Here is a 21966-nt window from a genome sequence, read left to right as displayed (position 1 = left end):
CGATTCTCGGTGCCGGAAATCGAGAACCGCGCGTTGGGGCGGTTACGCGCGGGCGGCGAGGATCTCGGCGACCAGGCGTGGCACCGCGGTGCCGATGGGTTCGCGGACGATCTCCGTGGCCATCGAGTCGTACGGTGTCGCTTCGTTGTTCACGATGACCAGGTCCGCGCCGTTCTCGACGGCGATGGCACACATCGAGGCCGCGGGCTCGACCTGCAGCGAACTGCCGATCGCCAGGAAGACGGCACTGGTTTGCGCGGCGAGCGCGGCCTTCATCATGGTGCGCCGATCCATCTGCTGACCGAACATAATGGTCGCCGACTTCAGCACCCCGCCACACTGCGGGCACGGCGGGTCCGCCTCGCCTGCCGCGACACGGTCGAGCACCGCGGCCATCGTTGTCTGGTAATCACATTCGACACAGACCACCTCGAACATGTTGCCGTGGATCTCGATCACCCGATCCGCCGGGAAACCGGCCCGCTGATGCAGCCGATCGATGTTCTGCGTAATGATCGTGACCGCGCGACCGGCCTGCGCCAGCTCGGCGAGCGCGAGGTGCGCGGCGTTGGGTCGCGCCGCCCAGGCCGGGTTGTCGCGCCGCGCCAGCCACGCGCGTTGGCGCAGTTCGGGATCGGCGAGGTAGTTGTCGTAGGTTGAAAGCAGTTCGGCGATCGGGCCTTTCGTCCATACCCCGCGCGGGCCGCGGAAGTCCGGAATGCCGGAGTCGGTGGAGATACCCGCCCCGGTGAGCACCCCGATGCGGCCGTCGCGGCAGCGCCACTCGCTCGTCATAGCACCAAAGCCTAGGGCGCGCGGCAATGCGGAACCACCGTGCCCGATTCGGCCTACCCAAGGCGATGAGAGAATGTTACGCTAATCCTCTCATCGCTTTACGGGTGTTGATCAAAGGAGATCACGATGACCGCGTCCGCCGCCCTCGAATCCACCAGCGCGCACACGCCCGCGCGGCGCCGCCCGTTCGAGCCGGGCACCCGCCTGTGGGATGAGACCGGACTGATCACCTTCTCGCTGACCGCCGGTTCGGCCTTCCTCCTGCAGACCATGGAGCCGAGCATCTCCGCGGTGGTCGACGAGCATTCCACCTTCCGCACCGACCCGATGGGCCGCGCCGTGCGCAGCATCGCGTCGGTGATGATGTGGATCTACGGCGGCGAGGAAGCCCTCGCCGAGGCCGATCGACTGCGCACCATGCATGCCTCGCTCAACACCACCGACGCGCACGGCGTCCGGCACAAGGCGCTGGCTTCCGGGCCGTGGGCCTGGGTGCTGCACACCGGAACGTTCGCCTTCGCCGAGAACGCGAAGTACTTCGCCCGCAACCCGCTCTCCCCCACCGAGAAGGAGGCGGTCTACCAGGAAATGGTCCAGTTGATGCACAACTTCTCGGTGGCGCCGAAGGAGATTCCGGCGAGCTATCCCGAGTTCGAGGCGTTCTTCGCCGACATGGTGGCGAATCAGCTGGAGGCCACCGGTACCGCACGCGACTACCTGCGGGTCATCCGGTCCGTCGCGCCGCCGAAGCAGTTGCCGCGCGTGTTCGCGCCCCTCTGGCGCCGGGCCGTCGCGCCGGTCGGACGGATGCAGTACTTCGTGACGGTGGGCACGACACCCGAGGTCGCCCGGGAAAAGCTCGGCCTGACCTGGAGCGAGTCCGATGAGCGCAAGCTGCGGGCGCTCGGTTGGGTGCTCGCGCGTGCGGTTCCGCTGCTGCCGGAACGGGTTCGGTACTTCCCGATCGCCTATGAGGCACGCCGTCTCGAGCGTGATCGCGCGCGGCTGCGCAAGATGATCGACTTCCGTCCGATCTGAGCACTTCAGATGACGGCGCTGTGGCCACAACCGGCCACAGCGCCGTTTTTATTGTGCAGCAATAGTTTTCAATACCGTCCAGTCGCATGCTGACTGCTTCTGACGTAACTCATTGTGCATCAACAACTCTCAACATGCGCACAGCACCCGTGCCGATGCCGTCACCCCACACTTATGAAACCGACCAGTTCGAAAAGGGTGTCCTGTCGATCCCGTCAGGAATCGCACCACGGTAGTCGACGCCCTTCCTGGCAACCGCTGCGCAGCAATGACTTTCGATATCCAGCACCCCCACCGCAACCGAATGACACCAGGTGTCAATGCGGACGAGGACCTGTCCGCAGTAACGATCTTCGCCACGCTGGTATACGTATCCCATACGCTTCGACAGCGTTTCGGCCCCAACACGCCGGATAACCCTTATCTGGCAGCACAGACAATCCCTGCTTCAGATCCGCTCACCGAAAGGCGCTTCTATGCCGCACAAGCCCAGCGTGCTGTTCATCTGCGTGCACAACGCGGGCAGATCGCAGATGGCCGCCGGGTTCCTCAACGCGCTCGCCGGCGACCGGATCGAGGTCAGGACCGCGGGCAGCGCGCCTGCCGCCGCGCTCAACCCGATCGCCGTCGCCGCCATGGCCGAGGTCGGCATCGACATCTCTGGTCAGACTCCCAAAGCGTTGACGATGGACGCGGTTGGTATCTCCGATGTGGTGGTGACCATGGGCTGCGGCGACGCCTGTCCGTTCTTCCCCGGCATCAGCTACCGCGACTGGCCGCTGCCCGATCCGTCCGAGCAAACCATCGACGTGGTCCGCACCATCCGGGACCGCATCCAGATCCTGGTCGAGAACCTCATCGCCGAACTCGTCCCAGCCCTGGCCCGCTGAGAGCTGTCCGATTCGTTCAAGACCGGCCGTGGCGTGGCTGGCTACGGTGCTGACATGACTCCACAACTCGACCTCGCCGGCATCGTCGTCACCGATATGAGCGCCTCGGTCGCCTTCTACCGCCGCCTCGGCCTCGACTTCCCCGCGGGCTCCGAGCACGAGCCGCACGCCGAAGCCACCCTGCCCAACGGTTTCCGGCTGGCACTCGACACCGAGGCCACCGTCAAGTCCTTCCACACCGGCTGGCAACCCCCGACCGGCACGGGCCGCATCGGACTCGCCTTTCGCTGCGCCGACCCCGCCGAGGTCGACGCCGTCTACACCGATCTCATCGACGCGGGTTACCACGGCGAGCTGAAGCCATGGGACGCCTTCTGGGGTCAGCGCTATGCCGTCGTCCAAGACCCGGACGGCAACGGCGTCGACCTCTACGCCGCACTGCCGACCGTCGACTGATCAGCTCACCGCCGGCAGCAGGTCGATTTCGTCCGGCACCGCGGCAGCTGACCGAGTCAGCACCTGCCCCAACGGCATTCCGGTGAGATCACGCACCTCCCGCGCCAAGTGCGCCTGGTCCGCGAACCCGGTCGCCGCCGCGGTGTCGGCGAACGACACTCCACTGCGCGCCGCCGCCAGCGCGCGTTGCATGCGCAACACCCGCGCCAGGGTTTTGGGTCCATAGCCGAAGGCCGCCAGTGCACGCCGATGCAGCAGTCGCGCATTCAGCCCGGCCGCCTCGGCGGTCGCGGCCACCGACCAGCCCGCGTCCAACGCCGCCACCACCCGGCGCAACACCGGATCGGGTGGCTCCACCTCCCCAGCCCGCCGCAGCGCGATGCGCTCCAGCGCCAGCACCGGATCGTCGGCCGCCGCGAGCTGCTCAGTCAGTCGCCGCACCGTTCCCGACGCCCACACGTCGGCCAGCTCGATCCGCTGATCCCGTAATTCCGCCGCGGGCACACCGAGCAACGCGGGCGCCGTCCCGGGAAAGAACCGAATACCGGCATACCGCGTCCCGACCATCGCCGCAGGCCGATAGGCCCGGGTATCCGGCCCGGCGATCACCAGCCGCCCACCAACCCACAACAGATCAATACATCCGTCCGGCAGCACCGGCGAGCCGGCGTCCGCCCCCGTTATCGTCCGCGTCCACACAACGGCCTGCCCGAACCTGGACGGCCGCTCCCGATACCCCAGACCATCCCAGGCGTCGTCCACACCTCCGACGCTACCGCCACCCCCCGACATCGAGCAGCGATGAGTTTCGGCGTGCACCATCGTCTTACGTAGGACCGATCTCGCCGAGGGAAGGAAGCACCATGCGGATCCTGGCTCGTCTGTGCACGAGTGCCGACGGATACATCACCACCCCGAACGGCTGGCCGCCGCAGGTGGTTGATCCCGTCCACGCGCCGGGCAGTCACGGCATCGCGGAGTTCCTCGGCAGCTGCGAGGCGGCGCTGATGGGCCGCACCACCTTCGAGCCTGCGCTGACCAACGACCGGTGGCCGTGGCCGGATCTGCAAGTGTTCGTGCTCGGTTCGCATCGTCCGGCTGGCACCCCCGACCATGTCACCGTCGACAGCGATCCGGTGCGCTTGCTCGAGCAGCTGCGCGCGGCCAACCGCGGCGGCGACGTCCACCTCATCGGCGGGCCGCGGACCATCGAGACCTTTCGCGCGCTCGGCGCGCTGGACAAGCTCGAATTGGTGGTGCTGCCGTTCTTGCTCGGCGGGGGCATGCGGCTGACCGATTCGCTGGATCCGAATATCGGGCTGACCTTCGAGAGTTCCCGCGCGTTGCCGGGCGGCTCGGTCGAAATCGTCTACGCGGTGGACCCGCGACGCGAGTTCGCCCGGGCCAACGATCCGAACTGGGCGCCCGCCTCGCAGCGGAGCTGACGCAGGCTCAGCGCGGAGCTGGGCTCGGGAACACGCCGCGCGGCACGACCCGGACGAACGCGTCGGGGTGCGCGGCGGCGATTTTAGAGTCGGGGTCGGTGCAGCCGACCGTGACATCGCCGACCGGGGCGGCGGAAAATGTCCACACCGTCATCCAATCCTTGCCATTCACCGATTCGGTCTTTTTCGCATCCGAGGACCGGAGATCTTCGTTCCGGCCGGAACTGTCGACCACCGTGCAGCGCAGCTCATTTGCGGCAGGCCCCCACTCCGCGGGCATCCGGATATCCATCACGGCGTCGGCCGGAACGGCGACTTTTTTGGTCTCGCCGAGCGCGATCCGCACGCCGCCACCGGTTTCGCTGTCGTCACCCGCCGTGGTGGTGGCCCCTGTCGAACTGGAAGTTCCCGGATTACTCGACGCGGACGATTCCTTGCTCGCCGACTTGTCGTCGGAGCACCCTGACACCACCACCGCGACCAGCGCCGGACCCACCAGCCAAATCAATTTCACAGATCAAACCCTCTCGTCGCGCCCACTTACCCGGCGATTGGTACGGATCAGCGATCGAACTGCGGGGGTGCCCATCGTGACCACGTGCCCGCCGCCGACAGACAGAGCATGACAACTTCGGAGTCGAATGGAGACTACACGCGCCCGAAATCGCCGAATTATTCAGTAATTTGCCGGGGTAATGTTGGCTCGTTCGTTGTCGCCATTACTCCACGGAGACTCGTCTGATGACTGCACCTGTCACGTTCCACACGGTCGACATTCCACTGCCCGACGGCACCGCCGACGCCTACTTCGCCCATCCCGACGACGGCGCCGCACATCCGGGCCTGCTGTTCTTTCCGGACGCGCTCGGCCTGCGACCCTGGCTGCGCGAGATGGTGGAAACCATTGCCGCGCACGGGTTCGCCGTACTCGCGCCCAACTTCTTCTACCGTTCCGGCCACGCCCCGGTGATACCCCTGCCGGATTTCCGCGAGCCAGATGCGATGAGCACGTTCTTCGCGGCGCTCGCCCCGGTGCGGGAGGCGCTCACCCCCGACAAGGCCATGCAGGACGCGCACGGCTACCTCGCGTGGCTGTCCGCCAACGATCTGGTGGCACCCGGCGCGCTCGCGACGACGGGTTACTGCATGGGCGGCAGGCTCGCATTGCGCACCGCCGCCACCTTCGGTGACCAGGTGGCCGCCGCGGCCAGCTTCCACGGCGGCTTTCTGGCGGCCGACGACCGGCCGGACAGCCCGCACCACACCGCGGGCGACATCACCGCGGAACTGTTCATCGCGCACGCCGATCACGACTCGTCCATGCCACCCGAGGACATCACCCGCCTCGAGCAGGCCCTGGACAAGGCGGGCGTGCGCTACACCTCGGTCGTCTATCCCGACGCCGCGCACGGTTTCACCATGCGGGACATGCCCGCGTACAGCGAGGACGCGTACGCGCGTCACCTGCGCGATCTCCTGGCCCTGCTGAATCGCACCTTAGACCCGGAATAAAGGCCATATCATCCGATGTTTTGGCTGGAGTCGGCATCGACTCCAGCCGCCAGGCCGGACTGTGCCGCGACGCGACCAACCGGCCGGTTTTCGGGGGCCGTTGCCGCTGGAACCGCCGGTTCCGCATAGTGTTGTGAGTAGGCGATCATCGGGAGGACCACATGGCAAAGCTGGTGTGGATGGGGGAACGCGACAACGGGGCGGAGTCCAAGCGTGAGTGACGAACGGGGCACGGCAGCGGCGGCGCAGCGCTACTCGGCATTGACCGGGTATCGGCAAGCCGCACTCACCACCACCCCTTCTACCCGTCCGGTCTTCATCGGCGTCGCGCTGATCGTCAGCGTCTTCCTGGTGTACGCGGCCCACCCCGCGGCGAAGGACGGCGCCGACCACGCGTGGTTCGTCGGCATCGCGGTGGCGGGTGTATTCGTGGCCCGCGGGCTGCACCTGCGGCGGCCGATCACCTTGGCGCACTTCGCGGTCGCCGTCCTGGTGCTGGCGATCGCCAGTCTCGCCTACCGCGCGGAGCACCCCGGCATCGGTTTCGTGCTGCTCGCCTCCAGCGGGTTCATCATGGTGCTGCCGCAGTCGAGCAAGCCGCAGCCCGAACAGCTGTATCGCGTCGCCGAATTGGTCGGCCGGACCGAGCTGGACCCGCTGGCCCCGTTCGCGCTGCACTCCTCGAAAACCTACTTCTTCAACGCGAATTCGACCGCCGGGATCGGCTACCGCACCCGCTTCGGCATCGCCGTGGTGGCGGGCGATCCGATCGGCGACCGGGCCGCCTTCCCCGCCTTGCTCACCGAGTTCTCCGAATTCGCGATCAACCAGGGCTGGCGGGTCGCGGTGCTCGGCGCCAGCCCGGACCTGGCCGCGATGTGGCAACGCCGCGCGCTGGATCACCGTGGGCTGCACGCCGTCCCGATCGGCCGCGACGTGGTGATCGACGTGGACAACTTCGCCATGGTCGGCAGGCACTACCGCAACCTTCGCCAAGCCGTCAGCCGCACCCGCAATTTCGGCGTCAGCACCGAGATCGTGGACGAGTCCGCGCTCACCGACGCCCAACGCGACGGACTGCTCGCCATCGTCGACTCGTGGGGCAGGGGCAGGCAGACCCGAGGGTTCTCGATGATCCTCGATCACCTGCTGGACGGGCGAAACCCGAACATGCTGGTGGTCATGGCCAAGGACGAAGACGGCACGCTGTCCGGCTTCCAGCGCTACGGCGTGTCCAATCGTGGCCGCGAACTCACCCTCGACGTGCCGTGGCGGCGCAAGGACGCGCCGAACGGCCTGGACGAGCGGATGATCATCGACCTGGTCGACTACGCCCGCGAGCACGACATCCATCGAATCTCGTTGGCCTTCGCACCCTTTCCGGAGCTCTTCGCCGACAAGGAGAAGTCGCGCACCGCGAAGTTGATCTATGTGGCGGTGCACCTTGGTGATCCGCTGATCCGGCTGGAATCGCTGTATCGGTTCCTGCGCAAGTTCCACGCGCTGACCGATCAGCGGTACGTGCTGATCCGCTGGCGCGAGGTCATCATCGCGGCCGCCGCACTGCTTACCCTGGAGTTCGCACCGCACCGCCGCGAACACTGAGGAAGCCGATGGAACTGACCCACAGCGATATCAAAGCCGCCGTCGAGCGAGTGGCGGGCCAGGTCCGGCCGGTCGCCGTCGCGCCCGCCGACGACCGGAATCGGTGGCTCGCGCTGGAGTTCCTGCAGCACACCGGCAGCTTCAAAGCGCGTGGCGCGCTGAACTTTCTGCTCACCCATCGAGAGAACGGCACGCTGCCGGACGCGGGCGTCACCATCGCCTCCGGTGGCAATGCCGGGCTGGCCTGCGCCTGGGCCGCGCGCAATGAGGGTGTGCGTGCCACCGTGTTCCTACCCGCCACCGCGCCGAAGGTGAAGGTGGACCGGCTGCGTTCCTATGGCGCCGAGGTCACGCTGATCGGCACGCAATACGCCGACGCGCTCACGGCCAGTCGCGAATTCGCGGCAACGACAGGCGCTTTGCTGTCACACGCCTATGACAACCCGCTGATCGCCGCGGGCGCGGGCACGCTGATGGAGGAGATCCATCAGCGCATCCCCGACCTGGACACCGTGGTGGTCGCCGTCGGTGGTGGCGGGCTGTTCGCCGGAGTGGCTACCGCCGCAGCGCATTACGGCGTCCGGACCATCGCGGTGGAACCCGCCCGCTGCCGTGCCCTCAACGCGTCGATCGAGGCCGGTCGGCTGGTCGACGTGGACATCGATTCGATCGCCGCGGACTCCCTCGGCGCGCGCCGCGCCACCGAGCTGGCCCTGCACGCCGCGCAGCACTACGACGTCACCTCGGTGCTCGTCGACGACGCCGACATCATCGCGGCCCGCCGCACCCTCTGGGAAGACCGCCGTCTCGTCGTCGAATACGGTGCCGCCACAGCGCTTGCCGCACTCGGCGGCGGCGACAACCCGCCGCCATTCCGGCCCGAGCCCGACGAGAAGGTGTGCGTCGTGGTGTGCGGTGCGAATACCGACCCCGCCGATTTGACGACGTAGCGCGCGATCGCGCCTGCCGGATTCCCGGCGAACACTATCGAGCGGCGTTAGGCTCGTACCGTCTTCGATCCCGACGGAAGCATTTCCATGGCGCTCGCATCCCGCATGGTTCCCCTCGGCACACCGGCACCGGACTTCACGCTGCCCGATCTAGATCAGCGGACACATTCGCGCGCGGAGTTCGCGGACGGTCCCGGCCTGCTCGTCGTCTTCGCGTCCAACCATTGCCCGTACGTCAAGCATCTCGAATCGGCGCTGGGTGAGGTCGTCGATTCGCTGCCCATACCGACGGTGGCGATCTGCGCCAACGACGCCGCCGCCTACCCCGACGACGCCCCGATCCGGCTGCGCGACCAGGCCATTCGCGCGGGTTGGACGTTTCCCTACCTCGTCGACGAGGCACAGGAAGTCGGCCACGCGTTCCAGGCCGTGTGCACCCCGGACTTCTTTCTCTACGACGCGGCCCTCACCCTCGCCTACCGGGGCGCCTTCGACGAATCCACGCCTGGCAACGGAAAACCGTTGACCGGCAACGAATTGCGTGCCGCCATCGAAACCGTGCTGGACGGCAAGCCGGTGCCGGAACCACATCGGCCGAGCATGGGCTGCTCGATCAAATGGCGGGCCGACTGACCATTCTCGCGCGACAAGCGGCGCCGAGTGGGCGAAAATGGCGCGAGACGGCGTCGACCGTCCAACGAAAGGGGTGGGACGTTGGCAACCATCGTCCTCGTACACGGGATCGCCCAGGAGCAGGCCGCGGCCGACACGCTGGAAGCGCAATGGCTGCCGGGGCTCGCGGGCGGGGTGCGCAATCACGGCGACAACGATCTCGCTGATCGTCTGTGGCGCAACGGTTTACCGGGTGACATCTCGACCAGAATGGCGTTCTACGGCAATCAATTTCTGGCCAAGGGCGCCCAGGGCGGCGCGGTCGGCGATCTCGACGACGAGCAGCTCGAGCTGATGGAGCAACTCGCCGAGCAGTGGCTGGCGACGGCCGCCGAGCACGCGGGCGACCAACGCGACCGGGCGACCGCGCAGCGCCTGGCCGCCGTGCCGCCGCCGGACGCCCGGCCGCAGGGTGTCCAAGCCGCACTGCGCCCCGCACTCAACGCGCTGGTCCGGCTGCGCTGGTTCGCCCCGTTCGGCGTCGGGCTCGCCGAGAAGTTCGTGGTGCGGGCCCTTTCTCAGGTGACTCGCTACTTCACCGATCAGGCCGTCCGGGAGTACGCCCAGCAGCAGGTGCTCGCGCTCGTCGGCCCCGAGACCAAGCTCGTCGTCGCCCACTCCCTCGGCTCGGTGGTGGCCTATGAGGCATTGCATCGCGTCGACCAGGAGGTGGCCCTGCTGACCATGGGCTCGCCGCTCGGCCTGCGCACCGTCATCTACGAACGGCTCCGCCCGCAACCGTCCACCGTCCCCAAATCCGTTACCAGCTGGCACAACCTGGTGGATCGCGACGACCTCGTCGCCGCCCACCTCGACCTCGCCCCGTTCTTCCCGCCGTTCCCCGGTGCCGACGTCGCACCGATCACCGAGGAACCACTGGACAACGGCGCGAGTCCGCATGATTCCACCAACTACCTGACCAAGGCGATCACCGGCGGCATCGTCGCCAAAGCCCTTATTTCCTAACGGTTCTCAGCAACAGCCTGCGCTCTCTCAGACCCCGCGTCCGGGGTGCGATCACGCCACAGCAGGTAGACTGCCAGCGCCGAGCCCGCTGCGGTCAGCACCGCGCCGACGAGCGGAATCGAGCGCAGGCCCGATCCGTCACCGGTCACGCCGCCGCCCAGCCAGCCCGCGCACGCCGCCGCCAATTGGAACCCGGACGCGTTGACCGCGACGGCCAGCGTCGGCGCGTCGGCGGCCGCCATGACAACCCGGGTCTGCATCCCCGGAATGATCGCGAACGCCAGTGCGCCGATCACGAAAGTGAGTACCGCAGCACAGATTTGATCGCTACCGACCAGCCAGAACAGCAATAACGCACCGACCAGGGCCGCAAGCAGACCCGCCACCGAAGGCAGCAACGCCCGGTCGGCCAGCCAGCCGCCGGCCTGGTTGCCGACGACCGCGCCGACGCCGTATACCAACAGCAGCACCGGCACCGTGCTTGCGGCGAAACCGCTGATATCGGTGAGCAGTGGCGTGATGAACGTGAAAACGGTGACCACGCCGATATTGCCGAGCGCCGTCAGCGCGATCGCCCACCACACCGCGCGGTCACCGAAGACGCGCAACTCACCGAGCACCGATCCGCTCGCTCCGGGCTGACCAGGCATGAACCGGAGCACCAACGGCAGCGCGGCTGCCGCAGACAACGCGACGGCAACGAAAGTCGCACGCCAACCCCAACTTTGACCGATAACGGCCCCGATCGGCGTCCCGAGCACGATGCCCAGATTCATCCCCAGCGCCACCCGCGCGACAGCGGCGGCTTCCTTACCCGGCTCGGCCGTGGACACCGCGGTAGCGATCGCCACCGCGAAGAACGTGGCGACGACCAATCCCGCCGCGCCCCGCATCACCAGCAGCACAGCGTAATTCGGCGCGATCGCCGATCCCGCGTTCGCCAGCACCGAGAACAACACCAGCCCGGCGACGAGCGGCTTGCGCGCCACCCGCGCCGTCAACACGGTGACCACCGGCCCACCGACGATCATGCCGATCGCGTACGCGGTCACCAGCATTCCCGCCGCCGCCACCGAAACCGATAGCCCGTCAGCGACTTCCGGCAATATCCCGGCGATCACGAACTCCCCGGTGGTGAGGCTGAAGACCACCAACATCAACGAAAAGACAGCAGGCCGCATCACAGCATCCTCAGATAGTTCTAACTCAAATGATGTGAACTAGAACTATCACAGTTCGAACCAGTAGCGCTAGACTCGGCGGAATGACGCGCCAGCCCCCGACGAACGTGGACACCGAACTCGACCGGGACGTCTGCAAGCTGGTGCACCGGTTCACCCACCGGCTCGACGTGCACGTCCGCCGCGTCGCCGAACAGCTCGAACTCACCCCGTCACAGGTCATCGCCTTGCGCGAACTGTCCGAGCCGATCACCGCGCGAGAGCTGGCCTCCCGGATGTCCTGTGAGCCGTCGAACGCGACCTTCGTCCTCGACCGGCTCGAACAGCAGGACCTGATCCGCCGCGAACCCCACCCGACCGACCGTCGCGCCAAACAAATCGTGCTGACCCCCACCGGCAAGCGCCGCCGCGCCACCGCGGTGGAGCTCCTCGGTGCCGAATCCCCGCTCACCTCGCTCACCGCCACGCAACAGCAAGCCCTACGCGACCTACTGCACGCCATGGCCGCCGAAGACCAGGACTGACAACCACTTGATATAAACATACGTACGCACGTATTGTTTTCTACATGACCGTGGCATTCCCCAGCACCGAAGAAACCGATCCGTACTGCCTGCCACCCCTGGCGGCCGCGGCACTGCTCTACAGCGCCCCCTGGCAACGATTCGCCGTGATCGGCGACAGCCTCTCCGCGGGCACCGGCGACCCGAGCCCGGGTTACGCGACCCTCGGCTGGGCCGACCGCGTCGCCGACGTCCTGCGCCGCGTGCGTCCCGATCTCGCGTATCTCAACACCGCGGTAGACGGGGCGACCACGCTGGAAACGCTACGGCGGCAAGCGGATCGGATGCTGGAGTTCGCCCCCGACCTACTGCACCTGCCGTCCGGCGCGAACGATATCGTCCGCCGCACACCGGATTTCGGCGAGATCGAACAGCTCCTGCGCGATATGTACCGCATGGCGGCGAGCACCGGCGCGAAGCTCACCGCCTTCACCCTGGGCAAAGCCTATGTGGTGCCGGTCTTTCCGGACTGGCGTGATCGCGTCCGCAGGGTCAACGACATCACCCGCGCGCTGGCCGCGGAATTCGACGCCACCGTCATCGACATGTGGGATCACCCGCTCAACGATCGCCCGAACCTGTTGAGCGCGGACGGTATTCACTTCACCACCTCGGGCCAGGCGGTGCTGGCCGCCGAAGTGGTCAAACAGCTCGCGCACCTGCTCGACGCCCCCGCCATGCGGGCCGTCCACGACGACCCGCATCTCATCGATCGCTAGTCCTTGGGCAGCGCGGCCTTCGCCTCCTCGTAGCCGCCGGTCGGCGCCGACTCGTCCTTGGTGTAGACGAGGTGCAGCACGCCGGTGGTGAAGGTCTCCGAGGAGAGCAGCCGCAGCGGCAGCGTCGCGTCATTCTCGTCGAACAACCGCAGGCCCTTGCCGACCGCGATCGGGTGCACCAGCAGGTGCAGCTCGTCCAGCAACCCGGCCCGCAGCAGCTGGCGCACGATGGAGACCGAGCCGCTCATGCCGATATCGCCGCCCGGCTCGTTCTTCAGCGCGGTCACCGCCTCGACCAGATCACCCTTCAGCACCTCGGAATTGCGCCAGGGCAGGTCGAGATCCTGATGCGAGACGACGATCTTCCGAGCATCGCCCATCGACTTGGCCATGCCCGCGTCCTCGCCGCCCGCGGTTTCCCGCTCCGGCCAGGCCGCCGCGAAGCCTTCGTAGGTCACCCGCCCGAACAGCAGCGTCTCGGCGGACCCGAGCTGCGCGCCCACCGCCGCACCCATTTCCTCGTTGAAGTACGGGAAGTGCCAGTCCTGCGGGTCCGCCACGACGCCGTCGAGCGCAACGAACATGCCTGCGGTGATTTTCCTCATCATCCACTCCTTGGTCAGTTGAACCTGTGTTGCCTGATCTGACGGAGCGGCGATCGGAAACTCATCGGCCCGGCGGGGTCAGACCCGTTCAGCCTCCACTACCCAGATCGGCAGCAACATCGAACCCTCCGCGTCGAACTCGAGCTGCGCACCGCTGCGATCCATCACCGCCTTGAACTCTGGTGACGGCTTGATCGCGGTCAGCCTGCCCGGGCGCAACTCGGTGAGGTCCCAGTCCGGCGCTCGGAAGGTGGCACGAAGTTCCTCCTCGCCGATCGAGTACGGAGCGTACGTGTCGCTGTAATCGGCCTGGGAGAAACAGAATTGGATCAACCGCGCGCCGGGCCGCATCACTCGGTGCAGCGCGGCAACGTGTGCCTTGCGCTGCTCGGGATCCAGACAGTGCGCGAGGGCACTGCTGACGACGGTGTCGAAGCGTCCGTCGTACCCGCTGAGCACGGTCGCGTCCGCCACCGCGAACGACGCGGTGATGCCGCCCTCGGCCGCCTTGGCCCGCGCCTTCTCGATCGCTGTCGGCGCGAAATCCAGGCCGGTCACCTGGTAGCCGAGTCCGGCCAGGTAGATCGTGGTATCCCCGGGGCCGCAACCGATATCGAGCACGTCGCCGGTGATTCGCCCGGCCTGCTCGAACTCGACGAGCAGCGGCTGCGGCCTGCCGATCTCCCACGGCAGCCGGTCCATAGTGAGGCCCTCGACGATGGTGCGGCTTCGATAGGCCTCTTCGAAATCGATGGAAGACGGGTCGATCTCGGGTGTTCCGTCATAGTCGGTCATAGCTGAACCTGTCCCTCGCCTTGATGGTGGATCGGGAATTCGACGGATGAATTCTAACCACAAACGGAGTAAGTGTCTCCGGTTTGACGTGACACACTTTCGCCGCGGTTCAGTCCCCCATGCCGGTCCCGTGGAACGCCGCACGATAGCTGTGCGGGCTGGTGCCGACCACCCGCTTGAAACGATCCCGGAAGGCGGTCGGCGAGCCGAAACCGACCTGCCCCGCGATCCGGTCCACCGGATGGGCGGTGGATTCGAGCAGATACTGGGCCTGGCGAATCCGGGCCCGCAGCAACCACTGCAGCGGCGTTGTCCCGGTCTGTTCCCGGAAGCGCCGGTTGAGCGTGCGGGTGCTCATCCCGGCGTGCGCGGCGATCTCATCGAGGGTCAGATCCTTCGCGAAATTGTCCTGCAGCCAACGCGTTACGGGTTCCAGGACGGAGCCGCGCGGGGTTGGCGGCTGGTCGTGCACGATGAATTGCGCCTGTCCCCCTTCGCGTTCCAGCGGAACGACGGACAGGCGGGCCGCGTCGGCGGCGACCGCGGATCCGTGGTCACGGCGAATCATGTGCAGGCACAGGTCGATTCCCGCGGCCGCGCCCGCCGAGGTGAGCAGCTGGCCGTTGTCGACATAGAGCACATCCGGGTCGACCTCGAGCGCGGGATAGCGCGCGGCGAACTCGGTGGCCGCGACCCAGTGCGTTGTCACGCGAAGTCCGTCCAGCAGTCCGGTGGCGGCGAGCACGAACGCGCCGACACAGATCGAGGCGATGCGGGTGCCCCGGCCCGCCGCCTGCCGCAGCGCGTCGAGGACTTCGCCGGGAACCGGCAGCGTGGGATCGGCGCAGCCGGGCACGATGATCGTGTCCGCGGCGGCCAAGGCCGTCAGATCGAACGGCGGTCGCAGCGTGAAGGCCCCCGCGTCCACCGTCGGCGTGACGCCACAGACCTGCACCCGGTAGGCGGCTCGGCCGTCGGGCAGTCTGGCCGCGCCGAACACATCGATCGGCGTCGTGAGGTCCGAGGGAATCACCTTGTCCAGCGCGAGCACAGCCACGACATGCATGGCACTAGAGTAGGTGACCACCCGATTCGAGCCAATGCCTGTGACCTGCGTCATCTGAATAATCCCGACGTCGGGACGGTTGGCGAAAATCAACTGGTGCGTGGCAGTTTTGCCTGTTCTCCATCGGCCGATTGACCGCTAACCTCGCCGCTGTGACGAAGTTTCTGCTGTCGGTCCATGTGCTGGCCGTGATCCTCGCCGTCGGGCCGGTTACGGTCGCGGCGAGCATGTTCGCGCCGACCACGCGCCGAGCCCTGGCCGCGCCCGGTAGCGAATCCGCCGTGCTCGCCACACTGCACCGCATCTGCCGGGTCTATGCCTATCTCGGCATCCTGATCCCCGTCTTCGGCGCGCTCACCGCGCTCAGCCTCGGCGTGCTCACCAACACCTGGCTGATCGCCTCGATCGGCCTGACCGCGGCCGCCGCCGGCGTACTCGCGCTGATGATCCTGCCCGGCCAGCACAAGATTCTCGCCGACCTGCCCGGAGCTACGCCGACGCTGATCCGCCGACTCGGCATGGACACAGGCATTTTCAACCTGCTGTGGGTCATCGTCACCGTGCTGATGATCGTCCGGCCAGGCTCTACCACCGGGGCCTGATCCCTACTCCGGCGCCGCCATGTGCCTGATCGTCTCGCCGCCCTTGGCGTGGTGCAGGCGACCGAATTTGCTGTCGAGCAGGTGCGCCATGCTGTCCGCCGCGCCGCGCACCGCCTCCTCGAGCGTCTCGCCGCGATGGGTGGCCGCTACCGGATGCTGTCCGGTCGGCCGGGCCTCCAGCACGCACTGCTTGTCTTCCGGCCCGCCCTTCTCGCCGTTCTGGTCGGTCAGGTGGGCCTCGACCCGCGTCAGCTGTTCGCTGAAACGGTCGAGCACCGAAGCGATCTCGGCCTCCGCCCACCGGTTCAGGTCTTCGCCGCCGTGGATGCCGCTTCCGGTATTGATCTGGATCTGCACAGCTTTCTCCATTCCGTTAGGTAGCAAACTCGACGAAACCGACACTACCTGCGCGGACCAAGTGGCCGATGTCATACGAAACGGCCCGGTCCTGGTGGACCGGGCCGTTGCCGCCGCGACTCAGGCGCGTTGACCGCGCTTGCGAGCCAGGATGGAAAGCACCATCAGCGGCCCGACCACCGCGATCATCAGCACCGGCGACAGCCACGCCATGGTGTGGATCGGCAGCTGGTAGGCAAGCACGATCCGGAGCGTGGCCTCGGCCACCAGGCCCGCGCCCCAGAGCACGGACATCGTGGTGAACGCCCTGCGCTTGTCGGGATTGGTGCGGTAGGCCGCTTCGAAAGCGGCCAGCTTGGCCGGGCCGCCCGCGGCGATCGCCTTGCGCGCCACCAAGTAGATCAACGGCTTGCCGATCATGGCGCTGATCAGAAACGCGAGACCGATCAGCACCGTCGCCGCGGAATCCTTGGCGATCATCAGCCGAGGGTCACCACTGATCAACGAGGCGAGGAGCCCGAAGACGAAGCCGCCCAGAATGATTGCCGACATCACCTCGAGGCGCCGGGACCGGATGGCCTGCCCGATCACCATCGCGGCCGAGAGCAGGGTTCCGGCGAGCAGTCCGGCGAAGTCGCTGTAACCGAGCCGGTGCATGACGAAGTAGGCGCCTACCGGGATGGCGATATCGCGGGCGATCGACGCCACCCAGGCGTACTGCTTGACCGGCGACTCGACCGGCTGGTCGACCTTCTCGGTGTGGGATGCGGTGCTGGTCATCGGTTGCTCCTCGTCGGCGTATTCGTCCGTGCGCTACGAGAATTGACGCTACGGATGGCGGCGAGCCAGCGAATCTGTCAACCATCACGACTGCGGCATGACAGTTGTCATGCCCGGCTACCTGGCCAGGTAGCCCTTGTCGACGGGTATCTGGGCGCCGGTGATGACGCCCGACGCATCCCCGGCCAGCCAGACCACGACCTCGGATATCTCCTCGGGTTCCACCAGTCCGTCGGTCTTCAGCAGATTCGGCTGGAAGCTGTAGACGAAGGTGGGGTGCTGTTCGAACATCGAGTACATCGACGTGTCGTTGCCGAGCGGAGTGTTGGTGCCGTACGGCAGCACCGTGTTCGCCCGGATGCCGTATTCGCCGAGCTCGATGGCCAGCGATTTGGTCAGGCCGACGACGCCGAATTTGCTTGCGGCGTAATGGCCGCAGCCCGGCGGTGCCTTGACACCCGCGGACGAACTGACGGTGATGATCGATCCGCCGTTGCCCGCCTCGATCATCGCGGGCACCGTCGCCTTGACGGTGTTCCACACCCCGACCAGGTTGACATCGATGGCCTCCTGGAACTGCTCGGGCGAAATCTCCCACAGCCGGCCCCAGCTGCACACCCCGGCATTGGCGACCACGATGTCGAGGCGGCCGAAGGCGGCGATGACCTCGGCCACCGTGTCCTGCTGCCCGGCCAGGTCGCGCACGTCGACCTGCCTGGCCAGAATCTTGCGTCCCTCGCCCTCGACCAGGCGGGCGGTCTCGGCCAGGTCCTCGGGCTCGGCCATCGGATAACCGCTGAACCGCGCGGACTGCGCGCAGAAGTCGATGGCGACGATGTCGGCGCCGGCCCTGGCCAGCCGGACCGCGTGCGAACGCCCTTGCCCGCGTGCGGCTCCGGTCACCAGCGCTACTTTTCCGGCGAGTGCGGTCATAGTGTTCCCTCGATTCTCGATGGATCCTTGTGTGACGTGAAGGCGTAGTCGTCGATGGGCGAGAATCGGCTGAACCACAGTGCGCCACTGATGGTTTGCGGCCGGTAGTACAGCGCGTCACCCTGCGAATTGACGAAATAGGTGCGTAGACCGGGGTTGCAGTCGACGGTGTAGATGCTGATGGCTTTGCCGTGTCTGCGCATCTTGCGGACCCAGCGGCCGAACGCTTCGGTACGGACCTGTGCGACAGCGGCTTTCCGTCGGTTGGTCTCGGTGATGATCCGGACGGCGTGCCGCGCGGTGAGGTCGACGAAGGTGTGCCAAGCCGCGCCGACGAACCCCTGCGGTGCGACCAGTGACCAGCGGTTGGGCAAACCGGGGTGCGCCGAGCCGCCGTAGCTACGCAGCCCGTTGCCGCGATATTCTTCCGCTAAGTCGAAGCCGTTGGGACCCAGCGTCTTTCCGGTCTGATAGGTCTCCGGATCGGTGAACAGTTCGTAGCCCGTTGCCAGGACGATGAGGTCGTACCGACGTTCCGTGCCGTCCGCGGTCCGGATGCCGTCGGCGGTGATCCGCTCGATCGGATTCGCGACCAGCGACGCCGAGTCCGACTCGAGCGCGGCGAAGAAGCCGCTCGACAGCACGGGACGCTTGGCGAGGATGCCGTATCGCGGCACCATCGCCTTCCGGTCGGCAGCGCTGCTCACCTTGCGCCGCAACAGGATTCGGTAGAGGCCGCGCCAGATCTTGTCGTACTGAAGCATGGCTGTGGCGAGCAGTGTGCGCGGGAGCAAGGGAAGTACGTTGCAGATCAGCTGTAACGGAAGTTCCATGATCGCCAGTACGGATCCGTTTATGGTCGCGGCGACACCAGGAAGCGCCAGTATCCGTTGCAGGCGTGGTGAAAACGCGAAGTCGGGTTTGGGCAGTATCCACGATGGCGTTCGCTGGTAGACGTCCACCTGCTCGGCCGCGTCGACGACCGCCGTGACGATCTGCACCGAACTCGATCCGGTACCGATCACCGCCACTCGCTTACCGGCACAGGAGTACCCGGTATCCCACGAGTTCGGCCGCAGTACCGTCCCCCCGAATTTGTCGGTGCCAGGGATCGTGTCGGCAGGTTTCGTGTCGAAGTACCCGCCGACGGCGTTGATCACGAACCGTGCCCGGACCGGCGCGTCCCCGGCGATGTCGAGCACCCAGACCTGATTCTCGTCGTCCCACACTTCGCGTTCGACCGTGTGGTTGCCGCGAAAGTACTTGTACAGGCCGAGATCTGTGGCGACCTGCTGGTTGTACCGCTGGATCTCGCCGCCCTCCGGGAACAGCCGCGACCAATCGGCCTTGCGAGCGAAGGGGAATTGATAGAAGAGGGTTGGTATGTCGACGGCCAGGCCGGGATACACATTGTCGCGCCAGCTGCCGCCGAAGTCGTCCGCACGGTCCAGGATCACGAAATCGGTTATGCCGGAACGTAATAGGTGATGCGCCGCGGTGATGCCGCCCGGCCCGGCACCGATGATCGCGACCTCGAAGTGTGCACTTGTCATCTGTTTCCACTCTCTAAGTGACCCGGGGCGCGAGACCGTGCAGCAGGAAGTCGCTGGTGCGGGCCCGCACGTCGTCCGCACTGGCGAAACCGGCCACCGCGAACGGCAAGATCTCCAGACTGAGTAGCACGCGCACGATCCAGTCACCGGCATGCAACGGGTGCAGCCCTGGATCGACTTCGCCGCGGTGCTGCGCCTCGGCGACCAGCGTCGCCCAGAAGGTGGCCCAGCTGTGGCACAGGGTGTCGCCGTAATGCTCCAGCAGCGTGACGATGATGCTTTCGGTGCGCAGCGCGGGCGAAAAGGGTTGCGGTGTCTTGATATGGTCGTAGATCATCGCCGCCGCCGCGCCGATCTGATCGCGCAGCGTCGGCAACGGCCGCACCCCCGCCGCCAGTCCCTCGATGAAGGCGTTGCACAGATACGCCAGCCCCGCGTTGATCGCGGTTTCCTTATCGCCGAAGCCGTTGTACACCGTCCCGCGGGACACACCGGCGATCTTGGCGACCTCGGTCAGCCGAAACCCGTTGACCCCGAAGCGCCGAACGCATTCCGCCGCGCCTTGAACCAGCTCGATGGAGGCTTCGCCCCAAGGTGCGCTCTGCGCCGCACTGCTCATGTTGAACATATTGCGTCAATCTGTTCAAAGCGTCAAGGAGTGGGTCAGCGCCGCCGTGCTCCGAGCAGCCGCACGACTCTCGATGTGGCGCACCGAAAATCGTATGCGAGGTCAGGTGCGTGAGTCAGGAGGCGTGCGGCTGAACGCTCAATCCCACAGTGCCGCAACGACAGTCTGATAGTCGGTCGATGCGAGCGTCGGGCGGCCGGTCGCCAGCAACCAGCGCTCGACCGCGCGATCACCGTCGGTGCGATAGGTACGTTGGTCGCCGCGCGCGATCTCGATGATGCCGCGCCGCACGCGCAGGGTCTCCTCATCCGATAGCCGCGCGACGAAACCCCGGTACACATCGTCGTTTTCGACGTCGCCCGCCGTCGCCCGCGGTGCCGCGGCGATCAGACCGTGTAGCTGCGCCTCGTCCCCCGGCGCCAACTGCCACTTCGGATTGGGCTTGTCGGAATGGATGTCGAGCTCGACCTTGATCATGACCGTCCCCCTGACGACAGCACGCCGCTAGCGGAAGCGGCAATTGCGGCCCCGAGCGGAGTCTGCGACAAAGTGGCCTCCTCACGGGCGCCTGAATGGTGGAGATGGTAGCCCCGGTTCGGCCCGCCCACCACTCTTGTCTTCGCGCTTACCATGGGGCGTGCGCAAGGGTGTCAGGACAACGGGATTTCTCCGCGAGATGCGGCTCGCGTCGAACGACGTCGACATGGCCGAATATCCGTTTTGCCTGCCTGCCGTGACGCGTCTCACCCAGTTGGACGGCCTGGCGCTCGCGCCGGGTGTGACCTTTTTCGTTGGCGAGAACGGCAGCGGGAAGTCGACCTTGGTCGAGGCGCTGGCGGTGGCCGTCGGGATGAATCCGGAGGGCGGCAGCCAGAACTATCGCTTCACCACCCGGTCGACCGAGTCGGTCCTCGGCGACCATCTGGTGGTGAAGTGGGGCATAAACAAGCCGCGCAGCCGGTTCTTCCTGCGCGCCGAGTCCTACTACAACGTCGCCACCCAAACCGAGCGGCTCGGGCCGGATCAGTTGGCGGTCTTCGGTGGCGTGTCACCGCACGAACGCTCCCACGGCGAGTCGTTCGTCGACCTGATGCGGCTTCGCTTCTTCCCGAACGGCCTGTATCTGCTGGACGAACCGGAGGCGGCATTGTCGCCCCGTGGCTGCATGACCGTGCTCGCGCTGTTGTCGGACCTGACCGCACAGGGCTGCCAATTCGTGATCGCCACCCACTCCCCGATCCTGCTCGCGCTGCCAGGCGCGACGATCTACGAGATCGCCGAGGACGGCGCCATCGACGAGGTCGGCTACGACCAGGCGCTACCGGTCCGCCTGACCAGGGACTTCCTCGCCGAACCGGACCGCTACCTGCGACACCTGGTCGACGAGGAGTAGCGGACCCAGCTCAGCCGCCGAAGACATTGCACCCGTACCCCAGGTGCACGCCGGTACCGACCCGAACATCCACACTCGCGACAACGCTGTCGTCGGGCGCCTGCACAGCACTGATCGTGTGCAACCCTTGCGTCGCGGGCACCCAATCCACCAGCGCGACACCACCGGACGGTTTCACCAAGGCGAACGGAATCCCGTTGTCATAGAACACCACCGGCTGTACCACATCGGTCACCTTCGCTTGCGCCTGATAGGTACAACCCGTCCCATAGTTGGTCGCCGACCCGAAATTGATCCCCGGCGTCATGCGTACCTGCGTCGCCGTCGCGCCCGCCCCCGGCGTGGCACAGACCACCGCGGCCCCGACCATTCCCGCAACAACCCCGATTCGCATCCAGATGGTTCGATCCGTCATGAATTTGGTCCTCAGTCCTGGGCACCGGAGCACCGCGCACCGGCGAG

The 21966-nt window shown here is 66.6% G+C and carries 27 protein-coding genes; 13 read left to right on the top strand and 14 right to left on the bottom strand.

Going from position 1 to position 21966, the window contains the following annotated elements; all coding sequences use genetic code 11:
- Positions 1-42: 42 nt before the first annotated feature.
- Complete coding sequence (locus ACIA8C_RS36670; protein ID WP_397142896.1) at positions 43-795, bottom strand: SIR2 family NAD-dependent protein deacylase; 753 nt, start codon at positions 793-795, stop codon at positions 43-45.
- A 126-nt stretch (positions 796-921) separates the two neighbouring features.
- On the opposite strand from ACIA8C_RS36670, the gene ACIA8C_RS36665 reads away from it, so the two are divergent.
- The 3 genes from ACIA8C_RS36665 (at position 922) to ACIA8C_RS36655 (ending at position 3179) form a co-directional block, all read left to right on the top strand.
- Positions 922-1833: an oxygenase MpaB family protein gene (locus ACIA8C_RS36665; RefSeq protein ID WP_397142894.1), complete on the top strand. Its 912-nt coding sequence runs from the start codon at positions 922-924 to the stop codon at positions 1831-1833.
- A 476-nt stretch (positions 1834-2309) separates the two neighbouring features.
- On the top strand, positions 2310-2723 hold the full coding sequence (locus tag ACIA8C_RS36660) for an arsenate reductase ArsC (RefSeq protein WP_397142892.1): 414 nt from the start codon (positions 2310-2312) through the stop codon (positions 2721-2723).
- Between the two features lie 54 nt (positions 2724-2777).
- Positions 2778-3179 (top strand): VOC family protein, encoded by a 402-nt coding sequence (locus tag ACIA8C_RS36655; protein ID WP_397142890.1) that lies wholly within the window; start codon positions 2778-2780, stop codon positions 3177-3179.
- Here ACIA8C_RS36655 and ACIA8C_RS36650 read toward each other — a convergent pair whose 3' ends face one another.
- The gene (locus ACIA8C_RS36650) at positions 3180-3941 is read right to left on the bottom strand and encodes a helix-turn-helix domain-containing protein (RefSeq protein ID WP_397142888.1); all 762 of its coding nucleotides are present in this window, start codon (positions 3939-3941) and stop codon (positions 3180-3182) included.
- 101 nt (positions 3942-4042) lie between these two features.
- Between ACIA8C_RS36650 and ACIA8C_RS36645 the strand changes: the two genes are divergently transcribed.
- On the top strand, positions 4043-4624 hold the full coding sequence (locus ACIA8C_RS36645; RefSeq protein ID WP_397142886.1) for a dihydrofolate reductase family protein: 582 nt from the start codon (positions 4043-4045) through the stop codon (positions 4622-4624).
- Positions 4625-4631: 7 nt separating this feature from the next.
- Here the strand turns inward: ACIA8C_RS36645 and ACIA8C_RS36640 are convergent, their stop codons facing one another.
- Entirely contained in the window at positions 4632-5138 is a 507-nt protein-coding gene (locus tag ACIA8C_RS36640) for a hypothetical protein (RefSeq protein WP_397142884.1), read from the bottom strand.
- Between the two features lie 227 nt (positions 5139-5365).
- Here ACIA8C_RS36640 and ACIA8C_RS36635 point away from each other — a divergent pair, with 227 nt between their 5' ends.
- From ACIA8C_RS36635 to ACIA8C_RS36615, 5 genes are all read left to right on the top strand, one after another.
- Positions 5366-6136 (top strand): dienelactone hydrolase family protein, encoded by a 771-nt coding sequence (locus ACIA8C_RS36635; protein ID WP_397142882.1) that lies wholly within the window; start codon positions 5366-5368, stop codon positions 6134-6136.
- Positions 6137-6349: 213 nt separating this feature from the next.
- Positions 6350-7741 (top strand): bifunctional lysylphosphatidylglycerol flippase/synthetase MprF, encoded by a 1392-nt coding sequence (locus tag ACIA8C_RS36630; protein ID WP_397142880.1) that lies wholly within the window; start codon positions 6350-6352, stop codon positions 7739-7741.
- A gap of 8 nt (positions 7742-7749) precedes the next feature.
- Positions 7750-8691 (top strand): threonine/serine dehydratase, encoded by a 942-nt coding sequence (locus ACIA8C_RS36625; protein ID WP_397142878.1) that lies wholly within the window; start codon positions 7750-7752, stop codon positions 8689-8691.
- Between the two features lie 87 nt (positions 8692-8778).
- Positions 8779-9324: a thioredoxin family protein gene (locus ACIA8C_RS36620; RefSeq protein WP_397142876.1), complete on the top strand. Its 546-nt coding sequence runs from the start codon at positions 8779-8781 to the stop codon at positions 9322-9324.
- Between the two features lie 81 nt (positions 9325-9405).
- Positions 9406-10329, top strand: coding sequence for a hypothetical protein (locus ACIA8C_RS36615; protein ID WP_397142874.1), 924 nt, complete (start codon positions 9406-9408; stop codon positions 10327-10329).
- Here ACIA8C_RS36615 and ACIA8C_RS36610 read toward each other — a convergent pair.
- Complete coding sequence (locus ACIA8C_RS36610; protein WP_397142872.1) at positions 10326-11510, bottom strand: MFS transporter; 1185 nt, start codon at positions 11508-11510, stop codon at positions 10326-10328. The two genes, ACIA8C_RS36615 and ACIA8C_RS36610, sit on opposite strands and share 4 nt — an antisense overlap.
- 83 nt (positions 11511-11593) lie before the next feature.
- Between ACIA8C_RS36610 and ACIA8C_RS36605 the strand changes: the two genes are divergently transcribed.
- Positions 11594-12034, top strand: coding sequence for a MarR family winged helix-turn-helix transcriptional regulator (locus tag ACIA8C_RS36605; RefSeq protein WP_397142870.1), 441 nt, complete (start codon positions 11594-11596; stop codon positions 12032-12034).
- A gap of 44 nt (positions 12035-12078) precedes the next feature.
- Positions 12079-12792: an SGNH/GDSL hydrolase family protein gene (locus tag ACIA8C_RS36600; RefSeq protein ID WP_397142868.1), complete on the top strand. Its 714-nt coding sequence runs from the start codon at positions 12079-12081 to the stop codon at positions 12790-12792.
- On the opposite strand, the gene ACIA8C_RS36595 is transcribed toward ACIA8C_RS36600, so the two are convergent.
- The 3 genes from ACIA8C_RS36595 to ACIA8C_RS36585 all read right to left on the bottom strand — a co-directional run bounded on the left by ACIA8C_RS36595 (position 12789) and on the right by ACIA8C_RS36585 (position 15258).
- On the bottom strand, positions 12789-13397 hold the full coding sequence (locus ACIA8C_RS36595; RefSeq protein WP_397142866.1) for a dihydrofolate reductase family protein: 609 nt from the start codon (positions 13395-13397) through the stop codon (positions 12789-12791). The genes ACIA8C_RS36600 and ACIA8C_RS36595 overlap by 4 nt on opposite strands.
- Before the next feature lie 78 nt (positions 13398-13475).
- On the bottom strand, positions 13476-14192 hold the full coding sequence (locus tag ACIA8C_RS36590; protein WP_397142864.1) for a class I SAM-dependent methyltransferase: 717 nt from the start codon (positions 14190-14192) through the stop codon (positions 13476-13478).
- Positions 14193-14301: 109 nt separating this feature from the next.
- The gene (locus ACIA8C_RS36585) at positions 14302-15258 is read right to left on the bottom strand and encodes a GlxA family transcriptional regulator (protein WP_397142862.1); all 957 of its coding nucleotides are present in this window, start codon (positions 15256-15258) and stop codon (positions 14302-14304) included.
- 152 nt (positions 15259-15410) lie between these two features.
- Between ACIA8C_RS36585 and ACIA8C_RS36580 the strand changes: the two genes are divergently transcribed.
- Positions 15411-15860: a hypothetical protein gene (locus ACIA8C_RS36580; protein WP_397142860.1), complete on the top strand. Its 450-nt coding sequence runs from the start codon at positions 15411-15413 to the stop codon at positions 15858-15860.
- A 3-nt stretch (positions 15861-15863) separates the two neighbouring features.
- On the opposite strand, the gene ACIA8C_RS36575 is transcribed toward ACIA8C_RS36580, so the two are convergent.
- The 6 genes from ACIA8C_RS36575 to ACIA8C_RS36550 form a co-directional block, all read right to left on the bottom strand.
- Positions 15864-16217: an HPF/RaiA family ribosome-associated protein gene (locus tag ACIA8C_RS36575; RefSeq protein ID WP_397142858.1), complete on the bottom strand. Its 354-nt coding sequence runs from the start codon at positions 16215-16217 to the stop codon at positions 15864-15866.
- 120 nt (positions 16218-16337) lie between these two features.
- Entirely contained in the window at positions 16338-16997 is a 660-nt protein-coding gene (locus tag ACIA8C_RS36570) for a VC0807 family protein (RefSeq protein WP_397142856.1), read from the bottom strand.
- Between the two features lie 117 nt (positions 16998-17114).
- Positions 17115-17930 carry a mycofactocin-coupled SDR family oxidoreductase gene (locus ACIA8C_RS36565; protein ID WP_397142854.1) on the bottom strand — a complete coding sequence of 272 codons (816 nt, stop codon included), beginning with the start codon at positions 17928-17930 and terminating at the stop codon, positions 17115-17117.
- Positions 17927-19483, bottom strand: coding sequence for a flavin-containing monooxygenase (locus tag ACIA8C_RS36560; protein ID WP_397142852.1), 1557 nt, complete (start codon positions 19481-19483; stop codon positions 17927-17929). Before ACIA8C_RS36560 ends, ACIA8C_RS36565 begins: the two co-directional genes overlap by 4 nt.
- Before the next feature lie 13 nt (positions 19484-19496).
- Entirely contained in the window at positions 19497-20102 is a 606-nt protein-coding gene (locus ACIA8C_RS36555) for a TetR/AcrR family transcriptional regulator (protein WP_397142850.1), read from the bottom strand.
- Between the two features lie 147 nt (positions 20103-20249).
- Complete coding sequence (locus ACIA8C_RS36550; protein ID WP_397142848.1) at positions 20250-20588, bottom strand: hypothetical protein; 339 nt, start codon at positions 20586-20588, stop codon at positions 20250-20252.
- Between the two features lie 160 nt (positions 20589-20748).
- Here ACIA8C_RS36550 and ACIA8C_RS36545 point away from each other — a divergent pair, with 160 nt between their 5' ends.
- A complete protein-coding gene (locus tag ACIA8C_RS36545; protein WP_397142846.1) occupies positions 20749-21504 on the top strand; it encodes an AAA family ATPase in 756 nt (251 codons plus the stop codon).
- Between the two features lie 10 nt (positions 21505-21514).
- Here the strand turns inward: ACIA8C_RS36545 and ACIA8C_RS36540 are convergent, their stop codons facing one another.
- A complete protein-coding gene (locus ACIA8C_RS36540) occupies positions 21515-21919 on the bottom strand; it encodes a hypothetical protein (protein WP_397142844.1) in 405 nt (134 codons plus the stop codon).
- Positions 21920-21966: the final 47 nt, after the last annotated feature.

Origin of the sequence: Nocardia sp. NPDC051321, from assembly GCF_044455225.1 — a bacterium.
Lineage (GTDB): Bacteria > Actinomycetota > Actinomycetes > Mycobacteriales > Mycobacteriaceae > Nocardia.
The sequence above is the reverse complement of the archived record's forward strand: the minus strand, read 5'-3'. Positions and strand labels throughout refer to the sequence as shown.

Bases quoted from the DNA above. Each gene is read 5' to 3' on its own strand.
- ACIA8C_RS36540 (WP_397142844.1), bottom strand. From the start codon at position 21,919: ATGACGGATCGAACCATCTGGATGCGAATCGGGGTTGTTGCGGGAATG.
- ACIA8C_RS36560 (WP_397142852.1), bottom strand. From the start codon at position 19,483: ATGACAAGTGCACACTTCGAGGTCGCGATCATCGGTGCCGGGCCGGGC.
- ACIA8C_RS36620 (WP_397142876.1), top strand. From the start codon at position 8,779: ATGGCGCTCGCATCCCGCATGGTTCCCCTCGGCACACCGGCACCGGAC.
- ACIA8C_RS36670 (WP_397142896.1), bottom strand. From the start codon at position 795: ATGACGAGCGAGTGGCGCTGCCGCGACGGCCGCATCGGGGTGCTCACC.
- ACIA8C_RS36635 (WP_397142882.1), top strand. From the start codon at position 5,366: ATGACTGCACCTGTCACGTTCCACACGGTCGACATTCCACTGCCCGAC.
- ACIA8C_RS36590 (WP_397142864.1), bottom strand. From the start codon at position 14,192: ATGACCGACTATGACGGAACACCCGAGATCGACCCGTCTTCCATCGAT.
- ACIA8C_RS36610 (WP_397142872.1), bottom strand. From the start codon at position 11,510: ATGCGGCCTGCTGTCTTTTCGTTGATGTTGGTGGTCTTCAGCCTCACC.
- ACIA8C_RS36565 (WP_397142854.1), bottom strand. From the start codon at position 17,930: ATGACCGCACTCGCCGGAAAAGTAGCGCTGGTGACCGGAGCCGCACGC.
- ACIA8C_RS36665 (WP_397142894.1), top strand. From the start codon at position 922: ATGACCGCGTCCGCCGCCCTCGAATCCACCAGCGCGCACACGCCCGCG.
- ACIA8C_RS36605 (WP_397142870.1), top strand. From the start codon at position 11,594: ATGACGCGCCAGCCCCCGACGAACGTGGACACCGAACTCGACCGGGAC.
- ACIA8C_RS36625 (WP_397142878.1), top strand. From the start codon at position 7,750: ATGGAACTGACCCACAGCGATATCAAAGCCGCCGTCGAGCGAGTGGCG.
- ACIA8C_RS36555 (WP_397142850.1), bottom strand. From the start codon at position 20,102: ATGAGCAGTGCGGCGCAGAGCGCACCTTGGGGCGAAGCCTCCATCGAG.
- ACIA8C_RS36595 (WP_397142866.1), bottom strand. From the start codon at position 13,397: ATGAGGAAAATCACCGCAGGCATGTTCGTTGCGCTCGACGGCGTCGTG.
- ACIA8C_RS36600 (WP_397142868.1), top strand. From the start codon at position 12,079: ATGACCGTGGCATTCCCCAGCACCGAAGAAACCGATCCGTACTGCCTG.
- ACIA8C_RS36655 (WP_397142890.1), top strand. From the start codon at position 2,778: ATGACTCCACAACTCGACCTCGCCGGCATCGTCGTCACCGATATGAGC.
- ACIA8C_RS36570 (WP_397142856.1), bottom strand. From the start codon at position 16,997: ATGACCAGCACCGCATCCCACACCGAGAAGGTCGACCAGCCGGTCGAG.
- ACIA8C_RS36660 (WP_397142892.1), top strand. From the start codon at position 2,310: ATGCCGCACAAGCCCAGCGTGCTGTTCATCTGCGTGCACAACGCGGGC.
- ACIA8C_RS36585 (WP_397142862.1), bottom strand. From the start codon at position 15,258: ATGCATGTCGTGGCTGTGCTCGCGCTGGACAAGGTGATTCCCTCGGAC.
- ACIA8C_RS36550 (WP_397142848.1), bottom strand. From the start codon at position 20,588: ATGATCAAGGTCGAGCTCGACATCCATTCCGACAAGCCCAATCCGAAG.
- ACIA8C_RS36645 (WP_397142886.1), top strand. From the start codon at position 4,043: ATGCGGATCCTGGCTCGTCTGTGCACGAGTGCCGACGGATACATCACC.